The organism is Paenibacillus allorhizoplanae (genome assembly GCF_927798215.1).
Classification (GTDB): Bacteria; Bacillota; Bacilli; order Paenibacillales; family NBRC-103111; genus Paenibacillus_E; species Paenibacillus_E allorhizoplanae.
Genome location: NZ_CAKMMW010000019.1, coordinates 145276 through 167390 on the forward strand (window position 1 = coordinate 145276; position 22115 = coordinate 167390).

18 protein-coding genes are annotated in these 22115 nt (G+C 45.6%); 11 read left to right on the forward strand and 7 right to left on the reverse strand.

What is annotated here, in order from left to right; translation table 11 throughout:
- Positions 1-85: 85 nt before the first annotated feature.
- The 3 genes from L6I86_RS25540 to L6I86_RS25550 all read right to left on the reverse strand — a co-directional run bounded on the left by L6I86_RS25540 (position 86) and on the right by L6I86_RS25550 (position 6314).
- Positions 86-1540 carry a stalk domain-containing protein gene (locus L6I86_RS25540; RefSeq protein WP_236291219.1) on the reverse strand — a complete coding sequence of 485 codons (1455 nt, stop codon included), beginning with the start codon at positions 1538-1540 and terminating at the stop codon, positions 86-88.
- Between the two features lie 257 nt (positions 1541-1797).
- Complete coding sequence (locus tag L6I86_RS25545; protein WP_236291220.1) at positions 1798-4761, reverse strand: DEAD/DEAH box helicase; 2964 nt, start codon at positions 4759-4761, stop codon at positions 1798-1800.
- Positions 4758-6314, reverse strand: a complete 1557-nt coding sequence (locus L6I86_RS25550; protein ID WP_236291221.1) for a hypothetical protein — start codon at positions 6312-6314, stop codon at positions 4758-4760. Before L6I86_RS25550 ends, L6I86_RS25545 begins: the two co-directional genes overlap by 4 nt.
- Before the next feature lie 197 nt (positions 6315-6511).
- Here L6I86_RS25550 and L6I86_RS25555 point away from each other — a divergent pair, with 197 nt between their 5' ends.
- The 6 genes from L6I86_RS25555 (at position 6512) to L6I86_RS25580 (ending at position 12735) form a co-directional block, all read left to right on the forward strand.
- Complete coding sequence (locus L6I86_RS25555) at positions 6512-8209, forward strand: sensor histidine kinase (RefSeq protein WP_236291222.1); 1698 nt, start codon at positions 6512-6514, stop codon at positions 8207-8209.
- A gap of 4 nt (positions 8210-8213) precedes the next feature.
- The gene (locus L6I86_RS25560; RefSeq protein ID WP_236291223.1) at positions 8214-8954 is read left to right on the forward strand and encodes a response regulator transcription factor; all 741 of its coding nucleotides are present in this window, start codon (positions 8214-8216) and stop codon (positions 8952-8954) included.
- 140 nt (positions 8955-9094) lie between these two features.
- Complete coding sequence (locus tag L6I86_RS25565; RefSeq protein ID WP_236291224.1) at positions 9095-10426, forward strand: ABC transporter substrate-binding protein; 1332 nt, start codon at positions 9095-9097, stop codon at positions 10424-10426.
- Between the two features lie 70 nt (positions 10427-10496).
- A complete protein-coding gene (locus L6I86_RS25570; RefSeq protein ID WP_236291225.1) occupies positions 10497-11450 on the forward strand; it encodes a carbohydrate ABC transporter permease in 954 nt (317 codons plus the stop codon).
- The gene (locus tag L6I86_RS25575) at positions 11440-12282 is read left to right on the forward strand and encodes a carbohydrate ABC transporter permease (RefSeq protein ID WP_236291226.1); all 843 of its coding nucleotides are present in this window, start codon (positions 11440-11442) and stop codon (positions 12280-12282) included. Before L6I86_RS25570 ends, L6I86_RS25575 begins: the two co-directional genes overlap by 11 nt.
- 78 nt (positions 12283-12360) lie before the next feature.
- Positions 12361-12735, forward strand: coding sequence for a hypothetical protein (locus L6I86_RS25580; RefSeq protein ID WP_236291227.1), 375 nt, complete (start codon positions 12361-12363; stop codon positions 12733-12735).
- Positions 12736-12929: 194 nt separating this feature from the next.
- On the opposite strand, the gene L6I86_RS25585 is transcribed toward L6I86_RS25580, so the two are convergent.
- From L6I86_RS25585 to L6I86_RS25595, 3 genes are all read right to left on the reverse strand, one after another.
- Positions 12930-13754: a 3'-5' exonuclease gene (locus L6I86_RS25585; RefSeq protein WP_236291228.1), complete on the reverse strand. Its 825-nt coding sequence runs from the start codon at positions 13752-13754 to the stop codon at positions 12930-12932.
- 46 nt (positions 13755-13800) lie between these two features.
- The gene (locus tag L6I86_RS25590; RefSeq protein ID WP_236291229.1) at positions 13801-14952 is read right to left on the reverse strand and encodes an MFS transporter; all 1152 of its coding nucleotides are present in this window, start codon (positions 14950-14952) and stop codon (positions 13801-13803) included.
- Between the two features lie 88 nt (positions 14953-15040).
- Positions 15041-15841 (reverse strand): AraC family transcriptional regulator, encoded by an 801-nt coding sequence (locus L6I86_RS25595; RefSeq protein WP_236291230.1) that lies wholly within the window; start codon positions 15839-15841, stop codon positions 15041-15043.
- A 128-nt stretch (positions 15842-15969) separates the two neighbouring features.
- Between L6I86_RS25595 and L6I86_RS25600 the strand changes: the two genes are divergently transcribed.
- From L6I86_RS25600 to L6I86_RS25610, 3 genes are all read left to right on the forward strand, one after another.
- Positions 15970-16809, forward strand: a complete 840-nt coding sequence (locus tag L6I86_RS25600) for a phytanoyl-CoA dioxygenase family protein (RefSeq protein WP_236291231.1) — start codon at positions 15970-15972, stop codon at positions 16807-16809.
- Between the two features lie 137 nt (positions 16810-16946).
- Entirely contained in the window at positions 16947-17786 is an 840-nt protein-coding gene (locus L6I86_RS25605) for a glycosyltransferase family 2 protein (RefSeq protein ID WP_236291232.1), read from the forward strand.
- A gap of 33 nt (positions 17787-17819) precedes the next feature.
- Complete coding sequence (locus tag L6I86_RS25610; RefSeq protein WP_236291233.1) at positions 17820-18779, forward strand: glycosyltransferase family 4 protein; 960 nt, start codon at positions 17820-17822, stop codon at positions 18777-18779.
- Between the two features lie 58 nt (positions 18780-18837).
- Here L6I86_RS25610 and L6I86_RS25615 read toward each other — a convergent pair whose 3' ends face one another.
- The gene (locus tag L6I86_RS25615; protein WP_236291234.1) at positions 18838-19935 is read right to left on the reverse strand and encodes a glycosyltransferase; all 1098 of its coding nucleotides are present in this window, start codon (positions 19933-19935) and stop codon (positions 18838-18840) included.
- 188 nt (positions 19936-20123) lie between these two features.
- Here L6I86_RS25615 and L6I86_RS25620 point away from each other — a divergent pair, with 188 nt between their 5' ends.
- Together L6I86_RS25620 and L6I86_RS25625 are read left to right on the forward strand one after the other, a co-directional pair.
- Positions 20124-20825, forward strand: coding sequence for a class I SAM-dependent methyltransferase (locus L6I86_RS25620; RefSeq protein WP_236291235.1), 702 nt, complete (start codon positions 20124-20126; stop codon positions 20823-20825).
- A 343-nt stretch (positions 20826-21168) separates the two neighbouring features.
- Positions 21169-22115, forward strand: a 947-nt coding sequence (locus L6I86_RS25625) for a hypothetical protein (protein WP_236291236.1), incomplete at its 3' end; no start/stop codon positions are given.

Here is a 22115-nt window from a genome sequence, read left to right on the forward strand (position 1 = left end):
AGATCATCTCATAATAAAAAGCTGGTAGTTCAAACATTTTCTCATGTTTGAACTACCAGCTTTTTTGTAACATCATAAAATTTAATTATGGCAAACGCACCGATGCGCGATACAGCTTGCTGTTCCAGTCGACTGTGCTTTTGAGCGACTCGGCAACGAGGCGAAGCGGGACATACATCCGGCTGTCGCCCATGATTTGTAAGGGAACAGGGACAGAAACGGATTTGCCGTTCACGGTAGCGACTGAACTTCCATCCTGCAACTTCAACGTAACACCAGCATTCGTAATTGTGGCTGTTCGTGTTGACGCATCCCAGGTAAATTTGGCATTCATTGCTGTGATAAAAGGACGAATAGGTACAACAGTTGTTTCTTTATCGATGAAACCGGTAAAATCCGAGATATATTGTCCGTTAATATCAATTTGTACTTTAGGTTTATCCAGCTTGCGGACGACAAGTACATTACTAAGTTTCCGTCCAGGATAAGTCATCATTGTACCATTTGCATAAATGCCGGAGCTGGAACCGCCATCCATATTCATCGCTTCTTTCAATCCAAGCGCAATCGAAATCGCAGCAAGCTCTGATAAGGTGGCGCTAGGTACCGTGCCCATCACTAGGCGATTAGAGCCGTCGATCCCAACAAAACTTCTAGCCGCGGAAGATTGTGTGACTTTCGGATCCGAAAAGCCATCTCTACTCACGTTGATATCCGAGGAGCCGTTCGTTACGAGCTTCGGACCTACACCGATCGCGGACAGCCATGTCTTGGCGTCAAGATTGCTCCCGCCTTCACCCTTCGCAAGAATATCCTTCGTGATTCTGTCACCTACGTCCAGCTTGGTCAGTACATTCTGTTTATTGTTGGCGCTGTTGCCGACGAATAAAACATAACCACCTTCCGGAACCGAAACGGAATCCTGCGTAATCCGTGTGACCAGTCCATCGCTGATCACCACTTTGGTGCCATTGGGAAAGCCAATCCATCGGCCAAAATCCGACGTGTACCAGACAATCTGGTCGGTGCTCGTGTCTCCGTAATATTTGTTAATACCCCATGGATTTATGGTGTAGGTACCGCCGCCCTCGCTAGTGCGAATGGCAATGTCGAGATTGACAAACTGAATGTCAGGCACCTTATCTTTGTTTAGAAAAAGCGTCTGATTTTCCCCAGAATGCATAGGCTCACCAGACTTCAGCAGCGTTCCGTTGGGGTAACGGATATAAGGGTCAGACTCGTAGGCGTTGAAAAATGTCCCGTTAATCGCCGCGACACCGTTCTCTCGCTCCACAATAGATTGCATGGCGTCGTCGTGTCCGATACCACCATCGGCTAAGGCAGGAACGAGTTCAAGTGTTGGATCTGTCAGGTCAACCGTGACCGTTTTAACCGTGAAATTTTTGCCGGAAGCGTACACGAGTTTCGTTGACGCGTTAACGGATGGGGAGTAAGCAGCGGATGCTGACGCACCGCCCGAGAGAAGCGCTGCCGTTAGGAGCAGAGCAGTGGCAGGTATGACAAGTTTCAAATGAAACATAAGGTAGGGTCTCCTTTAGTAGAAGTTGATGTCGAAATTTGATGGAATATATACTGTTGGTTATAACATTCGGATGAATTGTAGTGTTTAAGTCGTAGGTAGAACTAAGTCGCGAGAGAGGGGCGCCGCCCCAAAGGCAGCAAACCAAAGGAAATAGCGCCCTTTTGGGGCGCTATTGTCCATTCGTGTGCTAGAGAAAGCCTTTAAGGCCTATTTGGGGATTAAGACGTGCTTCACTGCTTTGCGGCAGCTTCCAATTACCACGATTTGCGCAGCGTAAACAAATCCTGCAGCTCATCATTCGAAAGCTCGGTAATCCAGCCTTCGGAGGAGGAGATAACGTTGTCACTGAGGCTCATTTTGCTCTCGAGCATCTCGTCGATCCGCTCTTCCAGTGTGCCGAGCGAAATGAACTTGTGGACCTGCACGTTCCGTGTTTGGCCCATGCGATACGCGCGGTCGGTCGCTTGATTCTCGACCGCGGGATTCCACCAGCGGTCGAAGTGGAACACGTGGTTCGCCGCGGTCAAGTTCAACCCGACGCCGCCGGCTTTCAGCGACAGCACGAAAATACTCGGTCCCTCGCCGTCAGCGGCTTGGAACCGTTCAATCATGCGGTCGCGCTCCTGCTTCGGCGTACTCCCGTTGAGGTAGAACACCGGCTCTCCGCGCTGCGCGGAGAGCACACTCGCCAGCATGCGGCCCATGCCCACATACTGGGTGAAGATCAAGCACGAATCGCCCTCATCGCGGAGCTCATCGACCATCGCTACAAGCCGCTCTAGCTTCGCCGAGCGCAACACCAACTCAGCGCGGCTTTCCTCGCTGGCAGCCATGTCCTCAGCCAGCTCCGCTTCCTTTGTAAGCAGCATCGGATGGTCACACAGCTGCTTCAGCTGTGTCAAAGCGCCAAGGATCGCACCTTTGCGCTCCATGCCCTCGAGCTTCTTCATGCGCTCCATCAGATCCTTGACGGTCTGCTCATACATCGCGCCTTGCTCGGCCGTCAAGTTAATGTAAACCTTCATTTCCAGCTTATCCGGCAAATCGAGTTGGATGGCTGGATCTTTCTTTTTACGGCGCAGCATGAAAGGTTTCACCAACTGCTGAAGCTGCGCAGTCCGTTCGGTATCCTGATGTTTCTCGATCGGATTCGCGAAGCGAACTTGGAAACCGCGCTGGTTCCCGAGATAACCTGGATTCAGGAAATCATAGATGGACCACAGCTCTGATAAACGATTCTCAATCGGCGTGCCCGTGAGAGCTATACGATGAACTGCGTTTAATGAACGGATGGCGGCAGACTGCTTGTTTTGGGCATTTTTAATATTTTGAGCTTCATCCAAGCAGAGGGAGCTCCACATGTATGGCTGAAGTGTTTCTTGATCCATTAGTGCTGTCGTGTAGGAAGTCAAGACAATATCGACTCCTTGCAACGCATCATCCAATGCGGCTCCGCCTAAACGACCTTTCCCGTAATGGAGCATAACATTCAGCTCAGGTGCGAAGCGCGCAAGCTCTTTCTGCCAGTTACCCAGAACAGAAGTAGGACAAATGAGGAGCGCAGGCTGCTCAGAAACCGGCTTGTGATGCAGGAGATACGTGATGAATTGGACGGTTTTACCAAGTCCCATATCATCTGCCAAGCAGGCACCGAGGCCGAACTTTCGCAGATAGGTTAACCAAGTAAACCCTTGGTGCTGATAACCACGTAACTCGGCACGAAGCCCTTGCGGCACGGGAATGAGCTCAAGATCAGAAGGCTGTCCTAGCTGCCGAACCAACTTAAGCAGATGTCCGTTCAGCTCAACCTCAAGTTGTAAGCGAGCTTCTTCTTCAGTATCAACTTCATCCAGATGATCCCCGTCCCATGAGGAGGATTTCACCTTATCTCGCTCTAACTCACTCAAGAGGTGCAGCTGGAAAATATCTTGCAGCGACAATCCCTCAGCCGGGTCGATACTGTCCATGAGTCGGCGGATTTGTTCTAAGAAAGCTGGATCCAGATAGACCCATTGCCCTCGGAAACGAACTAGCCGTTCGTTGCGGGTGAGCAGGCTGTTGAATTCCGATTCGCTTAATTCGGAGTCTCCGATGGCGATCCGCCAATCGAAATTGACGAGCGAGTTCATGCCGAATAAGGACTCGCTTTTGCCACCGCCGCCCGCACCGCTGCCTGCTTCTGCAGCAACCTTGGCACTCAGGCGAGGCTTCCGCTTCGCTGCGGCTTCCCACCATGCCGGCAGCATAACGTTCCAGCCATCCTCCAGCAAAATGCGGCTGTCCTTGGTCAGGAACGTCCATGCCGAGTCATCGCTCATCGGATGAGCGAGAAGTTCCCCGTCATCGGCCATGCGTGGCAATGCTTCCAATAAGCGTGTTACCCAGCCGGGGGCACGCTCCACCACATGCGGCGTCCATTCCGACGCCCATTGGCCTGAGGCTGTACCATCCACATGCAGTCGAATCGGTGTGAGCAGGGTGCTGTCGTGCTTGTCTTGCAAGACGAGTCGCAACCGCCAGTCTTCTTCAAGCTCATCAGGCTCAAGCAGCTGCAGAGCAGGGCGGAAAGGTGCTAAGTCTGGTCGCCAGCCCATGGTTGAGAGCCATTCATTTTCCGTAAAAGCAGCAGGGGAATCGTCCGCTGTGTTAGCTTTCCGATTCATTGCAAATAATGCTGGATAATCGCGACGCAAATCAGCCATTGCAGTCGCATCCGCATAATGAGCCTCTACCACGGCAGCCGAAAAGGCAGCACGTAATCCAGTTTCGCCAAGGTCATCAATGTTCTCGAGCATTCGCGAATCTATGTCCGCCAGCGTATCCGCATTTCGATCCCAAGTCCACACTAACTGCCCATTGCGGAAATCCTCATAGCTCGGTATATAGGACCCTTTCTGAGCTGCTTCATAGAGAAGTGGAGCTAGAAGCAGCATCGTCTTTGAAGATTCTGTACCCATTTCCCAGCTTACAATATCCATGAAATTCGGTTTGGCAAAGAAGGCAAGAACCTGCTCAGCAGGAAGAATCGTCACGACAAGCTCGCCAGCTTGCTGCGTTTCTAATAAAGTGCCATAGAGCGAAGGCTCATGCCATGTGAATAAGAGCTTACGGAAGTGGTCGCCAGAGACATCCCGGCCATCTTTGAAGCCCCAGAGCAAGGCATCCCCGCTATCTGTTAGGGACATGCATAACGACATTTCGTGCAGTTTGGTGCTCATTCTAGCAGCTTCCCTTTCTTCAATTCTTCTTGCAAAGCGCGCAGCCTGCTAAACCGACTGACGAATCGGGTGAAGAACGCTTCCCATCGTTCGGGTTGCTTCATTTTTTTATATACCTTTTCTAATCGTTTCAGGAGCCGTACTGCCGATTTGTAGTCATGACGATTTTTGAGTCGGATATAGTGCTCCACTGCTTGATGATAATAAGGTAGTAGTAGCTCAGGAGACTCCTTCTCAATGGGCTGCAGAACATGTACGCGATGTGTAAAAGGGTCGTAGCCCTGCGCAATTTGCATTTCAATCCATGGCTTCCATTGGCGCTTCTCATAATAGAGATCTTCAATGATACGGTACGTTGTTGGCAAAAGATCCCCTAATGACTGCCACATGTCAGCTTCGGATTCAGGCAGTTCAGCGACGACCAGCTTCCAATAGGAGACGTAGACGTCAACTTCGAGATGTCTTTTTCCTTGATAGAAAGAACTCAATCTTCGCAGCCACTGAACCATTTCCTGCCAATCCTGAGCGTGCTTCATGTAGTCAAGGAACGGTATGAACAGAAGCGTTGGTGCTTCCTTGAACGTTGCGTGTGATACTAATGTATCCCAAGCCTGACGTGTGTTCCCTTGGCGAAGAGAGAGATACCCGCGTCCTGCACATAGGGAAAAGGAGAGATCTGCCGCTTCCATCTCTTCGAAAGCCGTTATTTCTGAAGCGATCAGGCTTGCCTCAATTGGGACATGGTAAGCCCAGAACGTCGTAAAGACCCTGAAGTGATGCAGCTTCTTTGGCGATTCGATCGCCATTTGGGCGCGAAGATAAGCGGAAGTCTGTGTTAATCTCACCTCATGATGCCCATCATTCAACGTCTTGGCTTTTTCTTTCAACCACTCATCCAGCTCATCACTCAAATGATAGACGGTTGCAGCCGTAAAAAAGGTAACACCAGCTTGGGCGTTCTGTTCCACGATTTTGCGTAAAATAAACAATCGCTGATGGAATTCGAAGTAAAACAGGTCCGTTTCAGAGAACGGAATCGGCGTGCGCTTGAGATTCGCGAATTGCCCACGCAGTAATTCAACGTAGTTCCATTGATCATAAGAGGGCTTGAGATGAAAGGTGTAGTGCTCCATGAACTTGTGCCAACCATCCACAGTCATCCCAGGAAGTTGCTCCAAATTGGACACGTTGGAAGATTGCGCAGCTACGCGCTTCAACGCCATCTTGGCATTCATGATTTGCGAGGCTGGATAGCCTTGTCGATCTGCCAGCTCCATTAAGGTTGCCGCCACATGTTTGCAGGATGTCTTAACCGGGCAGGTGCAAGAGCTGGCTTTCAATTGATTCAGGTCAATCGCAACCTGACATTTCTCGCCAAACTCTTCCACGACGGCGTTAACCTTCCTAAGCTCAGTAGCAATATTCATAGATGTTACCATTTGCTGTTTATAAAAATGAAAGCCTCGACTTAGCGTAACTTCGTTATACGTTTCGGCTACATATTCGAGTAATCTCGACCATTGGTCATCATTCAAAATAGGTGTAGAAGACATGAAAAAACTCCTTTTGGTTCGTACAATAAGAACACATGTCTCTATTATAAAATGTCAGAACTAACTTGTAAATTTAACAGGGACAATTTATACTTTCCTACAATACTAGCACGCATTTGAAGCGGGGGAAGCTTGTGAAGTTAAATAAATCGCCGTTCGTGTCCTTACGGACGAAATTTCTTATCTTATTTTGCCTAATGATAACGTTACCATTCTTATTTAGTGGTTATTTAACTTATCAGAAGTATTCCGCCAATGTCGAAAGAGATGCTAAGGCTTACTCCGATCAAATCGCCGAACAATTGTCCATTAACCTAGAGCGATATGTGAAAGAAGTCGAGCGAATCACAATTGCGATGTACTACGACCCGAACTTATTACAAATTTTAGACAAACATAAAGTAGCCAATGAAGCTGGGAGTTACAAAGGGATTGAAGAACAATCCAAAATGAATCAACTTATTTCTTCGATTATTATTGATCGGACGGAACTAGAAGGTGTGTTCATATTTGGTTTGGATGGCACGTTATTCAGTAATTTAACTGAAACGATTAGAAGCAACTGGGACTCGAGTACATCGGGTTGGATGGAGCAAGTAAAGCAGAAGGATGGCGGGTTAGTCATTCTGCCCCCAGTGGAGTGGAATTATTATCTCGAGAAGCCGAAGGAAGCTTTTTCTTTTGCCCGTTTGATCAAAAATCCACTGACGAATCGCGAACTCGGCTATGTGAAGGTCGATTTGACGAGTAAGGGCTTTGAGAAAATTCTCTCCTCGGTCAAAGTGTCCAAGAACAGTAAATTGTATGTATTCAATGAAAATTTGCAGCCAATTTATCCTTTTACAGATGAAGCTAACATTCCGTCCTACGATGACATTGTTGGCACAAGTTCTTCGGATACGCTTACTTCTTTGCGAACAACGGCCTACGGTGGACTTCGAATTGTAGGGACAATTCCTAAGGGAGATCTGCTGACAGATGCACGCAAGCTTACGAGTTTCACGCTATGGATTTCAGCTGCTTCACTCATCTTCGCATTCATTGCAGCCTTGTTCACGTCGAATCGACTTGTGAAGCCAATCCTTCATCTGCAGCGCAAAATGCGACGTGTTCAGAGCGGTGATTTCCAAGAGCGAGCCTTAGTTCATTCCAATGATGAGATCGGTTTGTTGACAGAGGGCTTTAACAGCATGGTTTCTCGGCTTGATATTATGATTAAAGAGATGTACGAGCTTCGCTTACGGGAGAAAGATTCCGAGTTGAATGCGCTGCAAAGTCAGATTAATCCTCATTTCCTGTATAATACGTTAGAATCTATTAATATGGTCGCTGTAAAAGAGCGTAATAACGAGTTATCTCAAGTGATCACGAGTCTAGGGAAGCTACTGCGGTATACGGTGGATAAACAGGAGAGATTCGTCTATTTGAAGGATGAGTTGGCGTTTGTCCAAAACTATTTGAATATACAAAGCTTCCGTTTAGAAGATCAGTTGAGCGCCGAAATCCTCGTAGATTTCTCACATGAGTATGCGATGGTCCCTAAGCTTATTCTGCAGCCTCTCGTTGAAAATGCCATCGAACATGGTCTCGGCAAGGAGCCGATCACAATTCAGATTACCTCCAAAGCGGAAGGGCAGGATCTCTATGTGTATGTCACAGATAACGGAAAGGGCATTAATCCAGAGCGCAGAAAATTAGTCGAACAACGCTTAATTGAACCAGAACGTCAGCAATCAGGATTGCTTTCCGATAAGAAGTCGAAAGGCTTTGCCCTGCGCAACATACATCAGCGTCTAGTGATTTTATATGGCGAGTCGTACGGTTTGTCAATTGCACACACGGGTCCCGAAGGCACCTCCTTCTGTATTCGTATACCATTTCAGTGGGAGGAATAGTCAGATGAATATTTTGTTAGTTGAAGATGAACAGAAAATCAGGCAAGGTCTTAAGAAAATCATTGAAGATGTGATTACCTCGAAACTGCGCGTAACCGAAGCAAGTAACGGCCGTGAAGCGTTGGATTGGTTGAAAACACAGGATCAAGTGGATCTCATCATTACCGATATTCGCATGAGTGAAATGAATGGGATCGAATTGATCAAGCGAGCGAAAGAGTCGCACCCAAGTCTCCTATTTGTCGTGATTAGCGGGTATGATGAGTTTGCTTACGCTAGAGAAGCTTTGCGTTATGGGGTAAGTGATTACTTATTGAAGCCTATTGAGCGTGTGGAGCTAGCCCAAGTGTTGCAGAAAATTAGTGAGCAGATCAATGCAACGAAGCAACCCAACCAGATTACAACGGCGACGGTCGTCAATGATGACAAGGACCGGCTTTTAATTCGTAGAGTGAAAGAGCTTGTGAATGAGTATCTGAATCAGGACATTTCCCTACAGTTTCTAGCAGAACGCGTTTATCTACATCCCAAATATTTGTCCGATATGTTTAAGCGGGAAACAGGACAGAACTTGTCTGATTACGTGACAGAACGGCGCATGGAGAAGGCGAGGAAGCTGTTGAAGGAAACGACATTGAAGGTTGCTGAGGTGGCGATGATGTGTGGTTTTGCCAATCATAAATATTTCGCATCGCTGTTTAAACAGCACACCGGCTGCACGCCATCCGAGTTTCGAGAACAGTAATAGGTTTGATCTGGGCAGCGATTACCTTGCTATTTTGAACCTTTTATGGATTTTGTGGCGTTATCCTGAAAGTAGGCGAGGTTTATAATAAGGGTATGAAAGCGCTTCAAACCACATGAAGAATAAGGGGACTAAACACAATGAAGAAAGCTCTACTCTTAACGACTTCCGTACTGTTAGTAAGTAGTTTCATTGCAGGCTGCAGCTCGACCAAAGAAACGACTTCCACAGCTTCAACAGCTCCTGCTAGCTCCAAGGCAGCAGATGCAACGAAAGCACCAGCGAAGGACGTCAAGCTGACTTTCAGTATTTGGGGCAGTGACGCGCATAAGAAAATGTATGAAGACATGATTGCGAACTATAAAAAGTTGAAGCCGAACGTCAACGTAGAAGTTATGATCATTCCATCGGCAGATTATTTACAGAAAATGTCCGTCATGCTCGCTTCCAAAACAGCCCCAGACGTGATCTGGATGCTGGAAAGAGGGATTCCACAATTCCTTGAAGCTGGACAAATGGAAGATCTTTCACCTATCAAAACAGATACGGCTTACGATGCAAACGATATCATTCCATCCACATTAGAGCTTGTAACCAAAGCAGACAAATTATATGGGGTAGCGTTCTCCACACCGCCGAACATGATGTACTACAACAAAAACTTGTTCAAAGAAAAAGGATTGAAAACACCGACTGAGCTCTATAAAGATGGCAACTGGACGTATGATGAAATGAATAAAGCGGCTCAAGCGATTGCGCAACCGGATAAAGGCATCTACGGCATGAACTTGATTCGCCCAGGCGGTTGGGGTCCAAGCTGGATCGAGTCACTACAAACGTTGGTATGGGCATACGGTTCTGATTTCTTTACGAAAGATGGGAAGAAATTAGCTTTGAACACACCACAAGGTCAACAAGCGCTGCAATTCTTCAGTGATTCTATGTTCAAAACAAAGGTACATCCGAAGCCAGGTGACCAAACGACGTTCGAATCCGGCAAAATCGGGATGCAACAAGATCTGTTAAGCTACATGGGCAAAGCGAAAGCGATCAAAGATTTCGAGTGGGATATCGCACCTATGCCGAAGGCAGCTGGCGGTCAAGGAACAACACTTGGCTATGCAGCGTACATGGTTCCTAAAGGCAACGCGAACACAGCAGAAGCGATTGAATTCGTTAAATACTTGAGTAACAAAGAGAACATGGCGATCACATCCCAGTTCTTCGTGCCAAGTCGTAAATCGGTCCTAAACTCCGATGGCTTCTTGAAACAAGGACCATCTCCTGAAAGTATGAAAACAGCGGTACTGGATCAAATGGCTGCCGCTCGTGTACGTCAAGGATTCGTTAACTTCCAAAAAATTGATGACAAAATGAAGCTGCACTTCGATGCGATCTATACACAAGCAGGTACAGTTCCTGACATCTTGAAAAAGATGGAAACAGACGTGAATGCGATTCTAGCGCAATAATCGGATGGAATCTGTGGTCAAGCCGTCAAATAGCTTGGCCATTTTCTCACAAAGGAGTGGAGCGAACACCATGGCAACGTATAGAACGGCCCCCCTCGAGGTGCCAGGAGCAACCGCAGTTAATAAGAAAAGAAATACGTTCAGTCGAACGAAACGCAGAAATGCGATATATGGATATCTGTTTATTGCACCTATGATGCTTGGATTCTTGATTTTCATGGCTGGACCCATTATTAGTGCTTTCGGACTTAGCTTTACCGATTATTCACTTCTACATGCAACGAAAGTTGTAGGTGTAGATAACTATGTGCAAGTGATTACGAAGGATGAGCTCTTCTGGACATCTGTAAAAAATACGTTATATTTCTCGGCCGGACTCATCCCGCTTAATCTCATTCTAGCGCTGGGACTTGCTCTACTATTATCGACAAAACTTCCCGGGGTCGGCATCTTCCGTACCGCGATCTTTACCCCAGTTGTGACATCCATCATCGTGTGGGCGATCGTCTGGAAATATGTATTCGCCACGGATGCCGGGCTGGTGAATCAAATATTGCATTTCTTCGGCATAACCGGACCTGCTTGGATGTACAATACGAAATTAGTGATGCCCGTAGTGATTCTAGTTAGCGTATTGAAAAAAGTTGGTATGAACATGGTTATCTTTCTAGCGGCGCTACAAGATGTACCGAAAATGTACTATGAAGCCGCAACGATCGACGGTGCCTCGAAGTGGAAGCAGTTTACGAAAATTACGTTACCGATGATTTCACCATCGTTATTCCTAACGTTAATTATTACCTTAATTGGGTCACTGAAGGTGTTCTCGCAGATCAGTGTCATGACCGATGGCGGACCTGGGAATAGTACAAGTGTACTTGTGTATTACATCTATAAGTTAGCCTTCAAAACGTATGATCTTGGCTACGCATCGGCTGTTGCGTTTATCCTCTTCTTCTTAGTACTCGTACTTACGATGTTACAGTGGAGTTTCAGAAAAAGGTGGGTGCATCATGAGCAATAAATCCATGCGCGTGCTTGGCAATACGTTAACTTATGTCCTTCTTACGATCGTTTCTGCAGTAATTTTGATGCCTTTTGTATGGATGTTGACGACATCGCTCAAGGATCAAACGAAAATATTCTCGTTCCCGCCACAATGGATTCCGAATCCGATCGTATGGTCTAACTATTCGCAGGTATTTACGACACAGCCGCAATTCTTAACGCACTATGCGAACAGTTTGTACATTGCGATTCTCGTCACCGTTGGCACGTGTATCTTCGGTGCGTTAGCCGGGTTTGCATTTGCCAAGATTCAATTTCCATTCAAAAATACCTTCTTCCTCATTCTCCTAAGCGGGATGATGATTCCGAATGAGGTTACGATTATTCCGAACTTTATCTGGTTCTCTAAGCTAGGGTTAGTGAATAATCACTTCCCGTTAATCATTCCACCTATGCTGGGTGCGGGCGGAATCTTCGGCGTGTTCTTACTTCGTCAGTTTTACATTACGATTCCGAAGGATTTGGACGAAGCAGCTGAAATTGATGGCAGTACACCTTGGCAGACCTTCTGGCGGATCATGGTGCCGATGGCAACACCGGCATTCGCGACATTGTCTATTTTCACCTTCTTAAATAGTTGGGAAGATTTCCTTGATCCGTTAATTTACATCTCCTCGTCGAAATTGTTTACACTACCGATTGCGATGAAGTTATTCACCGATACAGCAGGTACGGATTGGCACTTGTTAATGGCAGCCTCTGTAATGGCTACCGTTCCACTCTTACTCGTATTCTTCTTCGCACAGAAGAAGTTTATTGATGGGATTGCAACGACTGGCTTGAAGTAGGACATCACTTGACAATTCATACTGTAATTATTATAATTACAGTATGAATTAACATTTCGAGTGAAGGTGGCGAGGCGTATGTTGAATGTTGCAATCGGTGATTGGGTAGTCGCAACAACAAGTGAAGATGAAATGGTTCATGGGTATGTGGGAGCGATCGCTTGGCAGCATGGTGTCGCCTTCGTTCATGTCATTGCTTCGGATCAAGATGACATTATTGGACATCAAATTGAAGTGAAACTCTCCAGTGTGAAGACACTCCCAATAAGCGGACTTGAATCAGAAGATGGCATTCGGAGTATGATTGATATTGCTCTTGGCATCAAGGATGAGATGTGGTTTATGGAGCTAACCGATACTTTACTTGCCTTACAGTCTAATGGATCCAAGACGACCACTGATAATGTGATCTCCGGTTTCTATGCGAACCGTTTAGGTGTGGATCAGCTGTGATCGTTGGTATGATAAGAAGCCAATCTAATCGATAACTTGCTTCGGCAAGGTGTATCGGTTGGGTTGGCTTTTTCGTTATGTAAAAAGAACCACCGATCCGCAGATGAGCACCAAAGTAACAGTTGGTTCATACTTGCGGAACGACGATCCCTTATTTAGGTGAACGCAGATTTGGAAAAGTTACAGAACGGGCTCTAAGTCGATGTCGCTGTATCTTCTGTTGTAATTCTAGCTGTATTTCCTGCCGTCCCCGTTGGCTTTGCCACTGGCACACCTTTCGCGACTTCCGCGGCGAATAACGTTTGCATTTCGGCGACTTTTTTAGCGTCGGCTGCTTCTATTTTATCTGCGAAGTATTTCTCCACGAAAAGTTCCCAGGTCGGAACGACCTTTTGCATGTGGATGGTTTTTACAGCTGTTTTGATCAGCCTGCGTTCCTTGGCATTCGTGTACATGTCCACATACTGCTGCTTGCGTTCGAAGTCTAGTTCGGTGAAGATCGAGCGGAATACTTCCGCTGTCATCTTCGCATCGTCCAACGCTCTGTGAGCCGTGCCCTCAGCGACGATGTTCAAATCAACAAGCGCGGCTTCGACGCTGACGTCATTCGTTACTTTTTTGAAGCGGGTGAACCCTTTCAATAAGTCGAAATAGTGAGCTGCCATCCAATACGCATCATCTAACTTATGCATCCGTGTATCAAACACAATTCGCTTGAGATCTTCGCCACCCCAAGTGACAAGCAACAGTTCTTCACTCCGTCCGAGCCAAGCCAAGAAGTCGGTAATCACTTTGCGGAAACCAGCTGCTTCATCAATATCTTCTTGGGGAATCCCCGTTTTTTTCTTAATAAAGGCGTTCAATTTAGAGAAATATACAGGCTTAATCAAAGCTGAGAATTCATCTACTTCATTTAGTGAAGCATCTAATCGAACAGCGCCGATCTCAATCACTTCCATAGGTAAATCACTGGCAAACTTGCGGCCGTTAAATTCGATATCTAATATAATGTAATCCATGATGTGCCCCCGTTTCATCCTATCCTATCATTTTAGCAGAAAAAGCTTAGGTTGCCAGCTTCTGTTTACGATAGACCGCACGCAGCACCAGACTTAATGAGAATCCAGAGAAAGACATGACCGACACCCAGATAAATAACGTGTGTACACCAAAGGCTTGATAGAACCATCCGCCAAGATAAGAAGCGACAATACCCGAGACACCGAAGAAGATGATCGCTAGCACGGTCTGTCCCGTTGCACGCCACTCCTCAGGGACAATCTGATACAAGTACTGAATTGCAGCTGAGTAGAAAATAGGGAATGTGAACGTTTGGAGCAGCTGAATCGCCACAAGCACATGCGGATCCGTTACCCAAGCGCTGACCAAGAAGCGCAAGAAATAGAAGAAGGCAGCGAATGAAATAAGCGCTAATTCTCTACCTTTACGAAGCCACCAGAAGCTTAAGGCGAAAACTAGAATTTCACTGCCAGCTGCTAAGAAAAAGGCAATCCCAACCAAATGATTGCTGCCGCCTAATTCACGAATATAGACACCAAGAAACGTGTCATTAATCCGCTGCGGGACGGCACAAATGAAGATTAAGACCATGAACCAAATAGTTTCTTTATTACTTAGAAACTTTCGCAGACTGCGCAGGGAGATTGGTTTCCCAGTCACAGGAGCATCAGGCAACGCGAAGCATATGATCAAGCTCAATATACCAATGCCGCCAAACAGGTAAGCCAAGCTATGAATGCCGAAATATTGCGCCGCATAGCCAACAATTAACGACATCACAGCGTAACCGACAGCACCGAATGTACGGATGGAACCATAACTCGTGCCAAGGCGTTCCGCGGTTTGGAAGTTAAGGCTTTCTGTCAATGGATCCAGCGGCATTAAGAAAAAGTATAGCAGCATAGTAAATAGAAGCAGCACGATAAAGCTCTTGGAATCGTATAGCAAGTACCCGATGATGGTGGAACAGAAGAGAAGAAGTAACATGATTTTTTTGATCGTTTTCGTTCGATCACTGATCATGCCCCATAATGGCTGCGAAAAGATGGCGATGAAACCACCAGTCCCGATGATGAGACCAATTCGTGATGTAGAAAGTCCTTGTGCGTCCAAATAGACGGGTAGAAAAGAGACGAAGAGGGCAAGTAATGCGAAATACAAAAAGTTAAACGAGCGTAATAAATTGGATGAATGCATGATGACCTAACCTTCCTTGATGTACTAGCGCAATGCTGTCATGAATGTACATTTTATCACGCTCAGCCAAAGTTGCAAAAAAAATTTATCAAGAGCGAAGCTGAGAGGGGTTCGTTCCTGTTACTTTTTTGAATTGGCGGCTAAAGAAATAAATGCTTCGATAACCCAGCGCTTCAGCGACTTCACTGACATTCATCCCTAGTTTGAGCAAATAGGAGGCACGTTCAATTCTGGACTGAATGAGATACGATTCAATCGTCTGGCCCATGATTTCTTTGAATTTTATAGAAAAATAACGTGGAGATAGATGCGCCTCTTTGGCTAAATCTTGAATGCTATGCTGCCGCCCAGGGTCTTGCCGAATGTGAGCCGCGATATCCATCATCACTCGATTCATCGAGCGCCGTGCCGGATCACCCTGAGGTTGATGGTCAGGTGCTTGACGTTCAAAAAGCAAAAGTATGAGCTTGAGCAGCGTTTTCGCTTCTTCTTCATGCCCATACGCTTCGGTGTGTCGTACTTGAACGAAACGATCTAGATAGCTCTCGTGGAACTCAGCGGGATCGAAATGTACGAAAGAAGGCAGTGACATCGGATACGAATGATCCCCTTCTGCAGAGAAATGGATATATGTAACGGTAAGCGGACGTTCTGGATTATGACTCGCACTGGACAGGTCCCCTGGCTTAAACAAGAAACAATCGCCGCTACTCACATGGTAACGTTTGCTATTTAAGGTGACCTCTCCTTCACCATCCCATACATACCAGAAATCAAAGTCTTGGAAAGGGTCATTCTCGCGGCGGCTCCATTTCCAATTCACCTCACAAATGGTCTTACCGAAATAACGATTGAGCTCTAACGCTGCTTGGGATGAGAAAACAGACATGCAAGATCACTACCCCTTATGTAAAATAGTGCAAATAGTATGGTGCTTGAATGCATTTATTTTACTATTTTCTATTCATATAATAAAGTTATGAATCGTTAAATTATTTAAACGGAGGGGTTACCGTTATGCCTAGAATTGAACCAACCGATCAATCACCTGAAGAAATTTCGGCAAAGCTTTACCGTTACGAACGTATTGCAGATAAAATTGAGGGTGGGGAAAATTGGAATGAGTCATCTCTCGCCGATTATTGGAGAAATGGCTTCGCGGCGGTCGAACATGTATTAGATGAAGAAGATATTCAGAATTCGAAAGAAGCTTTGTATGAGCTTATTTTTAAAGATAATAAAGGGGCAATCATCCAATTCTCGAAGCCGAAAAGTGAATTGAAAACGGACGAAGAGAAGGAACTAGCGGTAAGGAAGGTACACGAATTCGTTAAGGTGGACGAACGCTTGCGAGGGATTGCAGAGCATCCTGCGATTCTTGCCATCGTGCAAGATATCTTGGGTGAAACGCCGCGGCTTGTTCAGGATATGGCATTGCTTAAACCTCCGCATGGTGGAGGGGAGAAGCCGTGGCATCAAGATATGGCCTATGGGAATTTGGCATATGAGAAACCCGTGGTTGGTGTGTGGATCGCACTAGATGAAGCAGCGCTTGATAATGGTTGTATGCATGTTATTCCTGGTTCGCATGCCGATGGGGCAACACCACATTATGCCATTCGAGATTGGCAGTTATGTGATGCCCATGTACAGGTAGAAAGAGATGTTGCTGTGCCTCTATTACCTGGAGGTATCCTATTGTTCCACGGGTTACTCAAGCACGGTACTCCTTATAATCTCTCTACGAAGAAACGTCGCGCTTTGCAGTTCCATTATGTAGGCGAATCAGCTATTAAACTTACGCCAAAAGAGTATAAACGATTTTTTACCAATGAGATGAGCGGTGCAGAATGCTAGGTTATATGGAGTCCTCTTTCCGATCGTAGGAAAGGGGACTTTTTTTCATGTTTCAGCGAGCCTGCACCATATGAAAATCAAATGAATACTTATATTATGGTCATTTTAAAAGGGGCGAGTTGAAAGGGGGAAATGGGATGCCTTCACTTATTTCAATAGTCATGCTGACATGGAATGGATTGAAATTTACGAAAGAATGCGTAGAAAGTATTTTACGACATGCCGATGACAACATAGAGATTCAATTTGTGTTTGTAGACAATGGATCGACGGATGGTACCGTAGAGTACTTACAAACCATTCCTTCCTCAAAGCTCATTTGTAATCAGGAAAATAAAGGGTTTGCAGCTGGAAACAACCAAGGGATCGCAGAAGCAGACGGTGAATACATTTGTTTGCTGAATAACGATACCGTTGTTACCGAAGGTTGGTTGAATCGTTTGCTCGGATGCCTTCTGAAGAATCCAAATATCGCTATCGTTGGGCCACGTTCTAATAATGTCGCTTGGTCGCAGCTCGTCTACAATGTCCCCTATAAGTCCTCTGCGGAGATGGAGGTTTTTGCCTCCCATTGGTCGCTGCAGCATAAAGATCAAGGCTTCTTTCCGCATAAATTAATCGGGCATTGCATGCTTTTTCATAAAGATCTTATTACCAAAATAGGTGGGCTGGACGAAAGGTTTTTCCCAGGGAATTATGAGGATGATGATTTCTGTTTGCGAGCCCGCGTCAGCGGTCAAATTCTGTGGGTTGCGAATGACGTTTACGTTCATCACTATGGAGGAAGTACGTTTCAAACGAATAAAACGAATTATTCAGCAAGCGCCTACTCGAATGCTGAACGATTTTCCAAAAAGTGGTCGTTAGGCATAACGGGTTTAGAGCTGGATCAGTTCGGATACAATCCCTCAGAGTTAGTAGAGAGAGAGAAGCCTTTCCGAATTGAACGGCATTATATACCTATTAATAAGAAGTAGTATCTCATTGGGAATCTTGTAGGAGGAAAAGGAATGAGGATTGCACTGATAAGTCCCGATTATCTTCCTGTCCCACCCGTAAAATACGGCGGCATAGAGCGAGTTGTTTATACGCTGGCAGAGGAGCTTGTTGAACGGGGGCATGAAGTCATTCTATATGCACCCTTTGGAAGTCAGATTCGAGGAAAGCTAATGCCTTATTTACATGAGGGGCACGATATGTGGCGAATTCCTGGTTTTGTTAAGCTAACTTTGCCACCAGGTGTAGATATCATTCATGACCATACACAGCTTTCCGTTGTCGGCCAAAAGAAACTCGCAGTACCTACGGTTTGTACGATTCATAATCCATTAACCAATCCAGTTAAACATGCCGTCTATTTAAGCAAAAGACATCGGGACTTGTTCGGCAACCCTCATGATCACGTCGTTTATAACGGATTAAACCCGGATGAATTTCAATTCTCTGATCAAAAAAGCGATTATTTGCTTTTCATTGGTGCAATTATTCCTTATAAAGGTGTCCATCATGCGATTGAAGCGGCAGAGCAGGCGGGACAAAAGTTAATTATAGCTGGACCCGTCTATGATCATGACTATTTCCATAAAGAGATTCTCTCCAAGACTCTATCGAATCCATCTATTCAATATGTCGGTGAAGTCGGAGGGCAAGCTCGACAAGATTTATTGAAGCATGCCAGATGCATGTTATTTCCGACATTGGTTGAGGAGCCATTTGGGCTCGTCATGACGGAAGCTATGGCATGTGGAACGCCTGTCTTGGCCTTGCCAAATGGATCTGTTCCTGAAGTAATGAGCGGGTTTCCTCAATTGATATGCCGCTCTGTCGAAGAGATGACGATCAAATTGATCCATGAGACGCTTCCCGACCCTTATGAGCTTCGCGAATATGTACTCGAGCATTTTACAACAAGTGGGATGACCGATAAATATCTCGAAATTTACCAAAACATTATTGACGAAGAAAGTTGAATTAAACGATAAACAGCGGCTGCACCTCATAAATAGGGCGCAGCCGCTGTTTTCTTTCTCATTCTGCGGCTTCGGAGCTGTCCGAAATATGCAGAACGGACTCAAGGTACTTTTTATTATGCAGGATGTTCCGATCTTTGGGTCTGTAGGTGCGGGCAATTTCATTGTGCTTATAAGCATTTGCGTGTTGCCCTAGATGGTCATAACAGACACAGAGCTGTAGATGTGGCAGCCAAGTTGAAAATTTAGGATTAGAGAATCCCAAATTGTGTGTCGGGACCTGCAGTTCTGAAGCTAATTTGTACCAAAACACTGCTGGTTCGTATTGCTTCCGAGTTAGAAAATAATAGCCTAGACGACAACAGAACTCAGCACGCGGGCTGTCATATTGAAAGGATCGGAAAACGGACTGTAATTCCATTTCACTGTTGCCTAGCTGATGGTAACAATCCGCTAGATTACTGCAGGAGGAGATTTCATCCTCCACCCAGCCCTTTCCATTCGCCAGGAATTTATTGTAATAAATAATTGCTTTTGCATACTTGTTATGATCTTTTAATTCATTCGCGAAGTAATATAAATCCCTTGGCGTGAACGTTTCTCCACGCAGTAGTCGATTCTGAAATATTTTGAGATTCCTGTCGCTCTTCGTATGGATTCTGCAATGTGTAACAGTAATGTCAGAGTCCACAATATTGCCGCTAACCTCTAAATATTCGTGGATCGCGCCAATCCATTTGAACTGATTCACCCGTTTCACCAACCGATTTCGCTTAAATCTGAAAGTCGGGGTGCCAAATTCATCAAAGGCATAATTATAAAACATCGTGACCGAATCGACGGAAGGCTCCAGATCTGCTTTTAACGTTATAAGCTTGTTGCAATCTTCTTCTTTCAAAATATCATCCGCGTCCAGCCATAAAATGTAGTCTTTCGTGGCTTGCCGGAAAGCAAAGTTACGTGCTGCCGAGAAATCATCTATCCATTTAAAATCATAGATGTGATCCGTAAAGGAGCTTGCTATCGATTTCGTTTGGTCGGTAGAACCGGTATCTACTATGATGATCTCGTCAACTGCTTTCGCAACGGAAGACAAACAAGATCGAAGTGTTTTCTCCTCATTTTTAACGATAAGGCAAAGACTAATGGTAATCACGTTTTCACTCACTTTCTGTATAAGATAAAATCCAATGTGGTCTTTCTAAACTATTCATAGTTTCAATAAGAGGGCACGGCATGTGAATAAAGGGTAAGCTCCTTATCATGAGATTCCTTTGTATACAGGATGGTTACATCGAACCAAAATTCCTTTGACGGAATATGGTGACAAAGAGGAGGTGCGGTATGAATCGTTTTTTTGAAAAAATAATAAAACCCATTCTAATCAAATACGAGGCTAAACACATTGTAGAAATTGGCGTTTTCCTAGATGGTCGTACTACCATAAAATTGCTTGAGTTTTGTAAAATAATGAACGGTAAGCTAACAGTCATTGATCCTGCACCGGGATTTAATACTTATGCTTATGAAGCTGTCTTTTCAGAGGAATTAGTCGTTCATAAAAAGCACAGTCTGGAGGTATTATCAGAACTTCAAGCTGCTGATGTCTTTCTCATCGACGGAGACCATAATTGGTACACCGTTTATCATGAATTAATGGCAGTTGAGCAAATGGCAACTAGATCAGGTGAATTTCCGATTGTCATTCTTCATGATACGGAGTGGCCATATGGAAGACGTGATTCTTACTACTTCCCGGAAACGATACCTACCCAATATCGTAAATTGCATGCCCAAAAAGGGATTAAAGCTGGCTCCAGTGAGCTTGTTGAAACAGGGGGGATTAATGAAACCCAGTTCAATGCGATGAATGAATATGGGGAAGAAAATGGTGTGTTGACAGCGATAGAAGATTTCTTGAAGATAACGACTTTCGATCTAAGCTTCCATCGTGTTTACACGAATAATGGATTAGGAATTCTTGTTCCTAGCGACAAACAGGTAGATACGGTGATGCAGTATATTATGGATACATCAGGTTTATAGAAAGAAGAGACTGCTCCCCATATATTTGGGTGCAGCCGCTTCTTTTTGCGGTACATATGACTCGAAGTCTATCAACTATGACATGTTCCAAAGGTGTTTAGAAGTGCGTTGGGAGGTTCTAGTTCGAACTTTACTACCTAATTCAATCAAGTATTTACAAAAAATGTTTTTTTCCATCATTTGTCCTCTCTCATTCGTCCATGCACTGAAAGTTTGTACACATATAATATACGAGGAAACTAGAGTAGTTTTCATTTTAAGTAAGGGAGGTATGTCTCATTAAAAGAAACCGTATCTCGATTGCAGGTTACTAGCATTAAAATAATATGGAGGTGAAAGTACGTTGAGTAAACTTGCTCAGTTAATGAATTTGATTGGAATTGTGGGAATAATGAACATCAAAAAAATTGAAATCGAGTATTTTGACGAAGAAGAATACAAAATAAAGTTTGAAATTGGTGATGGACCCAGTCAACGGATGTCTGAACTCGAGGATTTTCTAGAAGACATTGATTGGTATGAAGTCGCGGAAATTGAAATTGAATTGTACAACGGTGGGGAAATTGAAATTGAATTTCCATTTGTAGGTGGTGTTACAGGAGCAACTGGAGCTACAGGAGCTGCAGGGGCAACTGGAGCTACGGGTGCTGCAGGGGCTACAGGAGCGACAGGTGCTGTAGGTGCTACAGGAGCGACAGGTGCTGTAGGTGCTACAGGAGCGACAGGTGCTGTAGGCGCTACAGGAGCAACAGGTGCTGTAGGCGCTACAGGAGCAACAGGTGTTACAGGAGCTACAGGAGCTGCAGGTGCTACAGGAGCAACAGGAGCTGAAGGAGCAGCAGGAGCAACTGGTGTGACAGGAACTACAGGTGCTACAGGAGCAACAGGAGCAGCAGGGGCAACAGGAGCAACAGGAGCTGAAGGAGCAACTGGTGTGACAGGAGCTACAGGTGCTACAGGAGCAACAGGAGCAGTGGGTGCAACAGGAGCAACAGGGCCTGTAGGTGAACAAGGCCCAGCCGGGGGTGCAACAGGAGTTGCTGGTGCAACAGGAGCAACAGGAGCTGCTGGTGAAACTGGAGCAACAGGAGCAACGGGTGCAGTTGGAGCAACAGGAGCAACGGGTGTAGCTGGAGCAGTTGGAGCAACAGGAGCAACGGGCGCAGATGGAGTCGTTGGAGCAACAGGAGCAACGGGTGCAACGGGCGTAGCTGGAGCAGTTGGAGCAACAGGAGCAACGGGTGCAGATGGAGTCGTTGGAGCAACAGGAGCAACAGGTGTAGTTGGAGC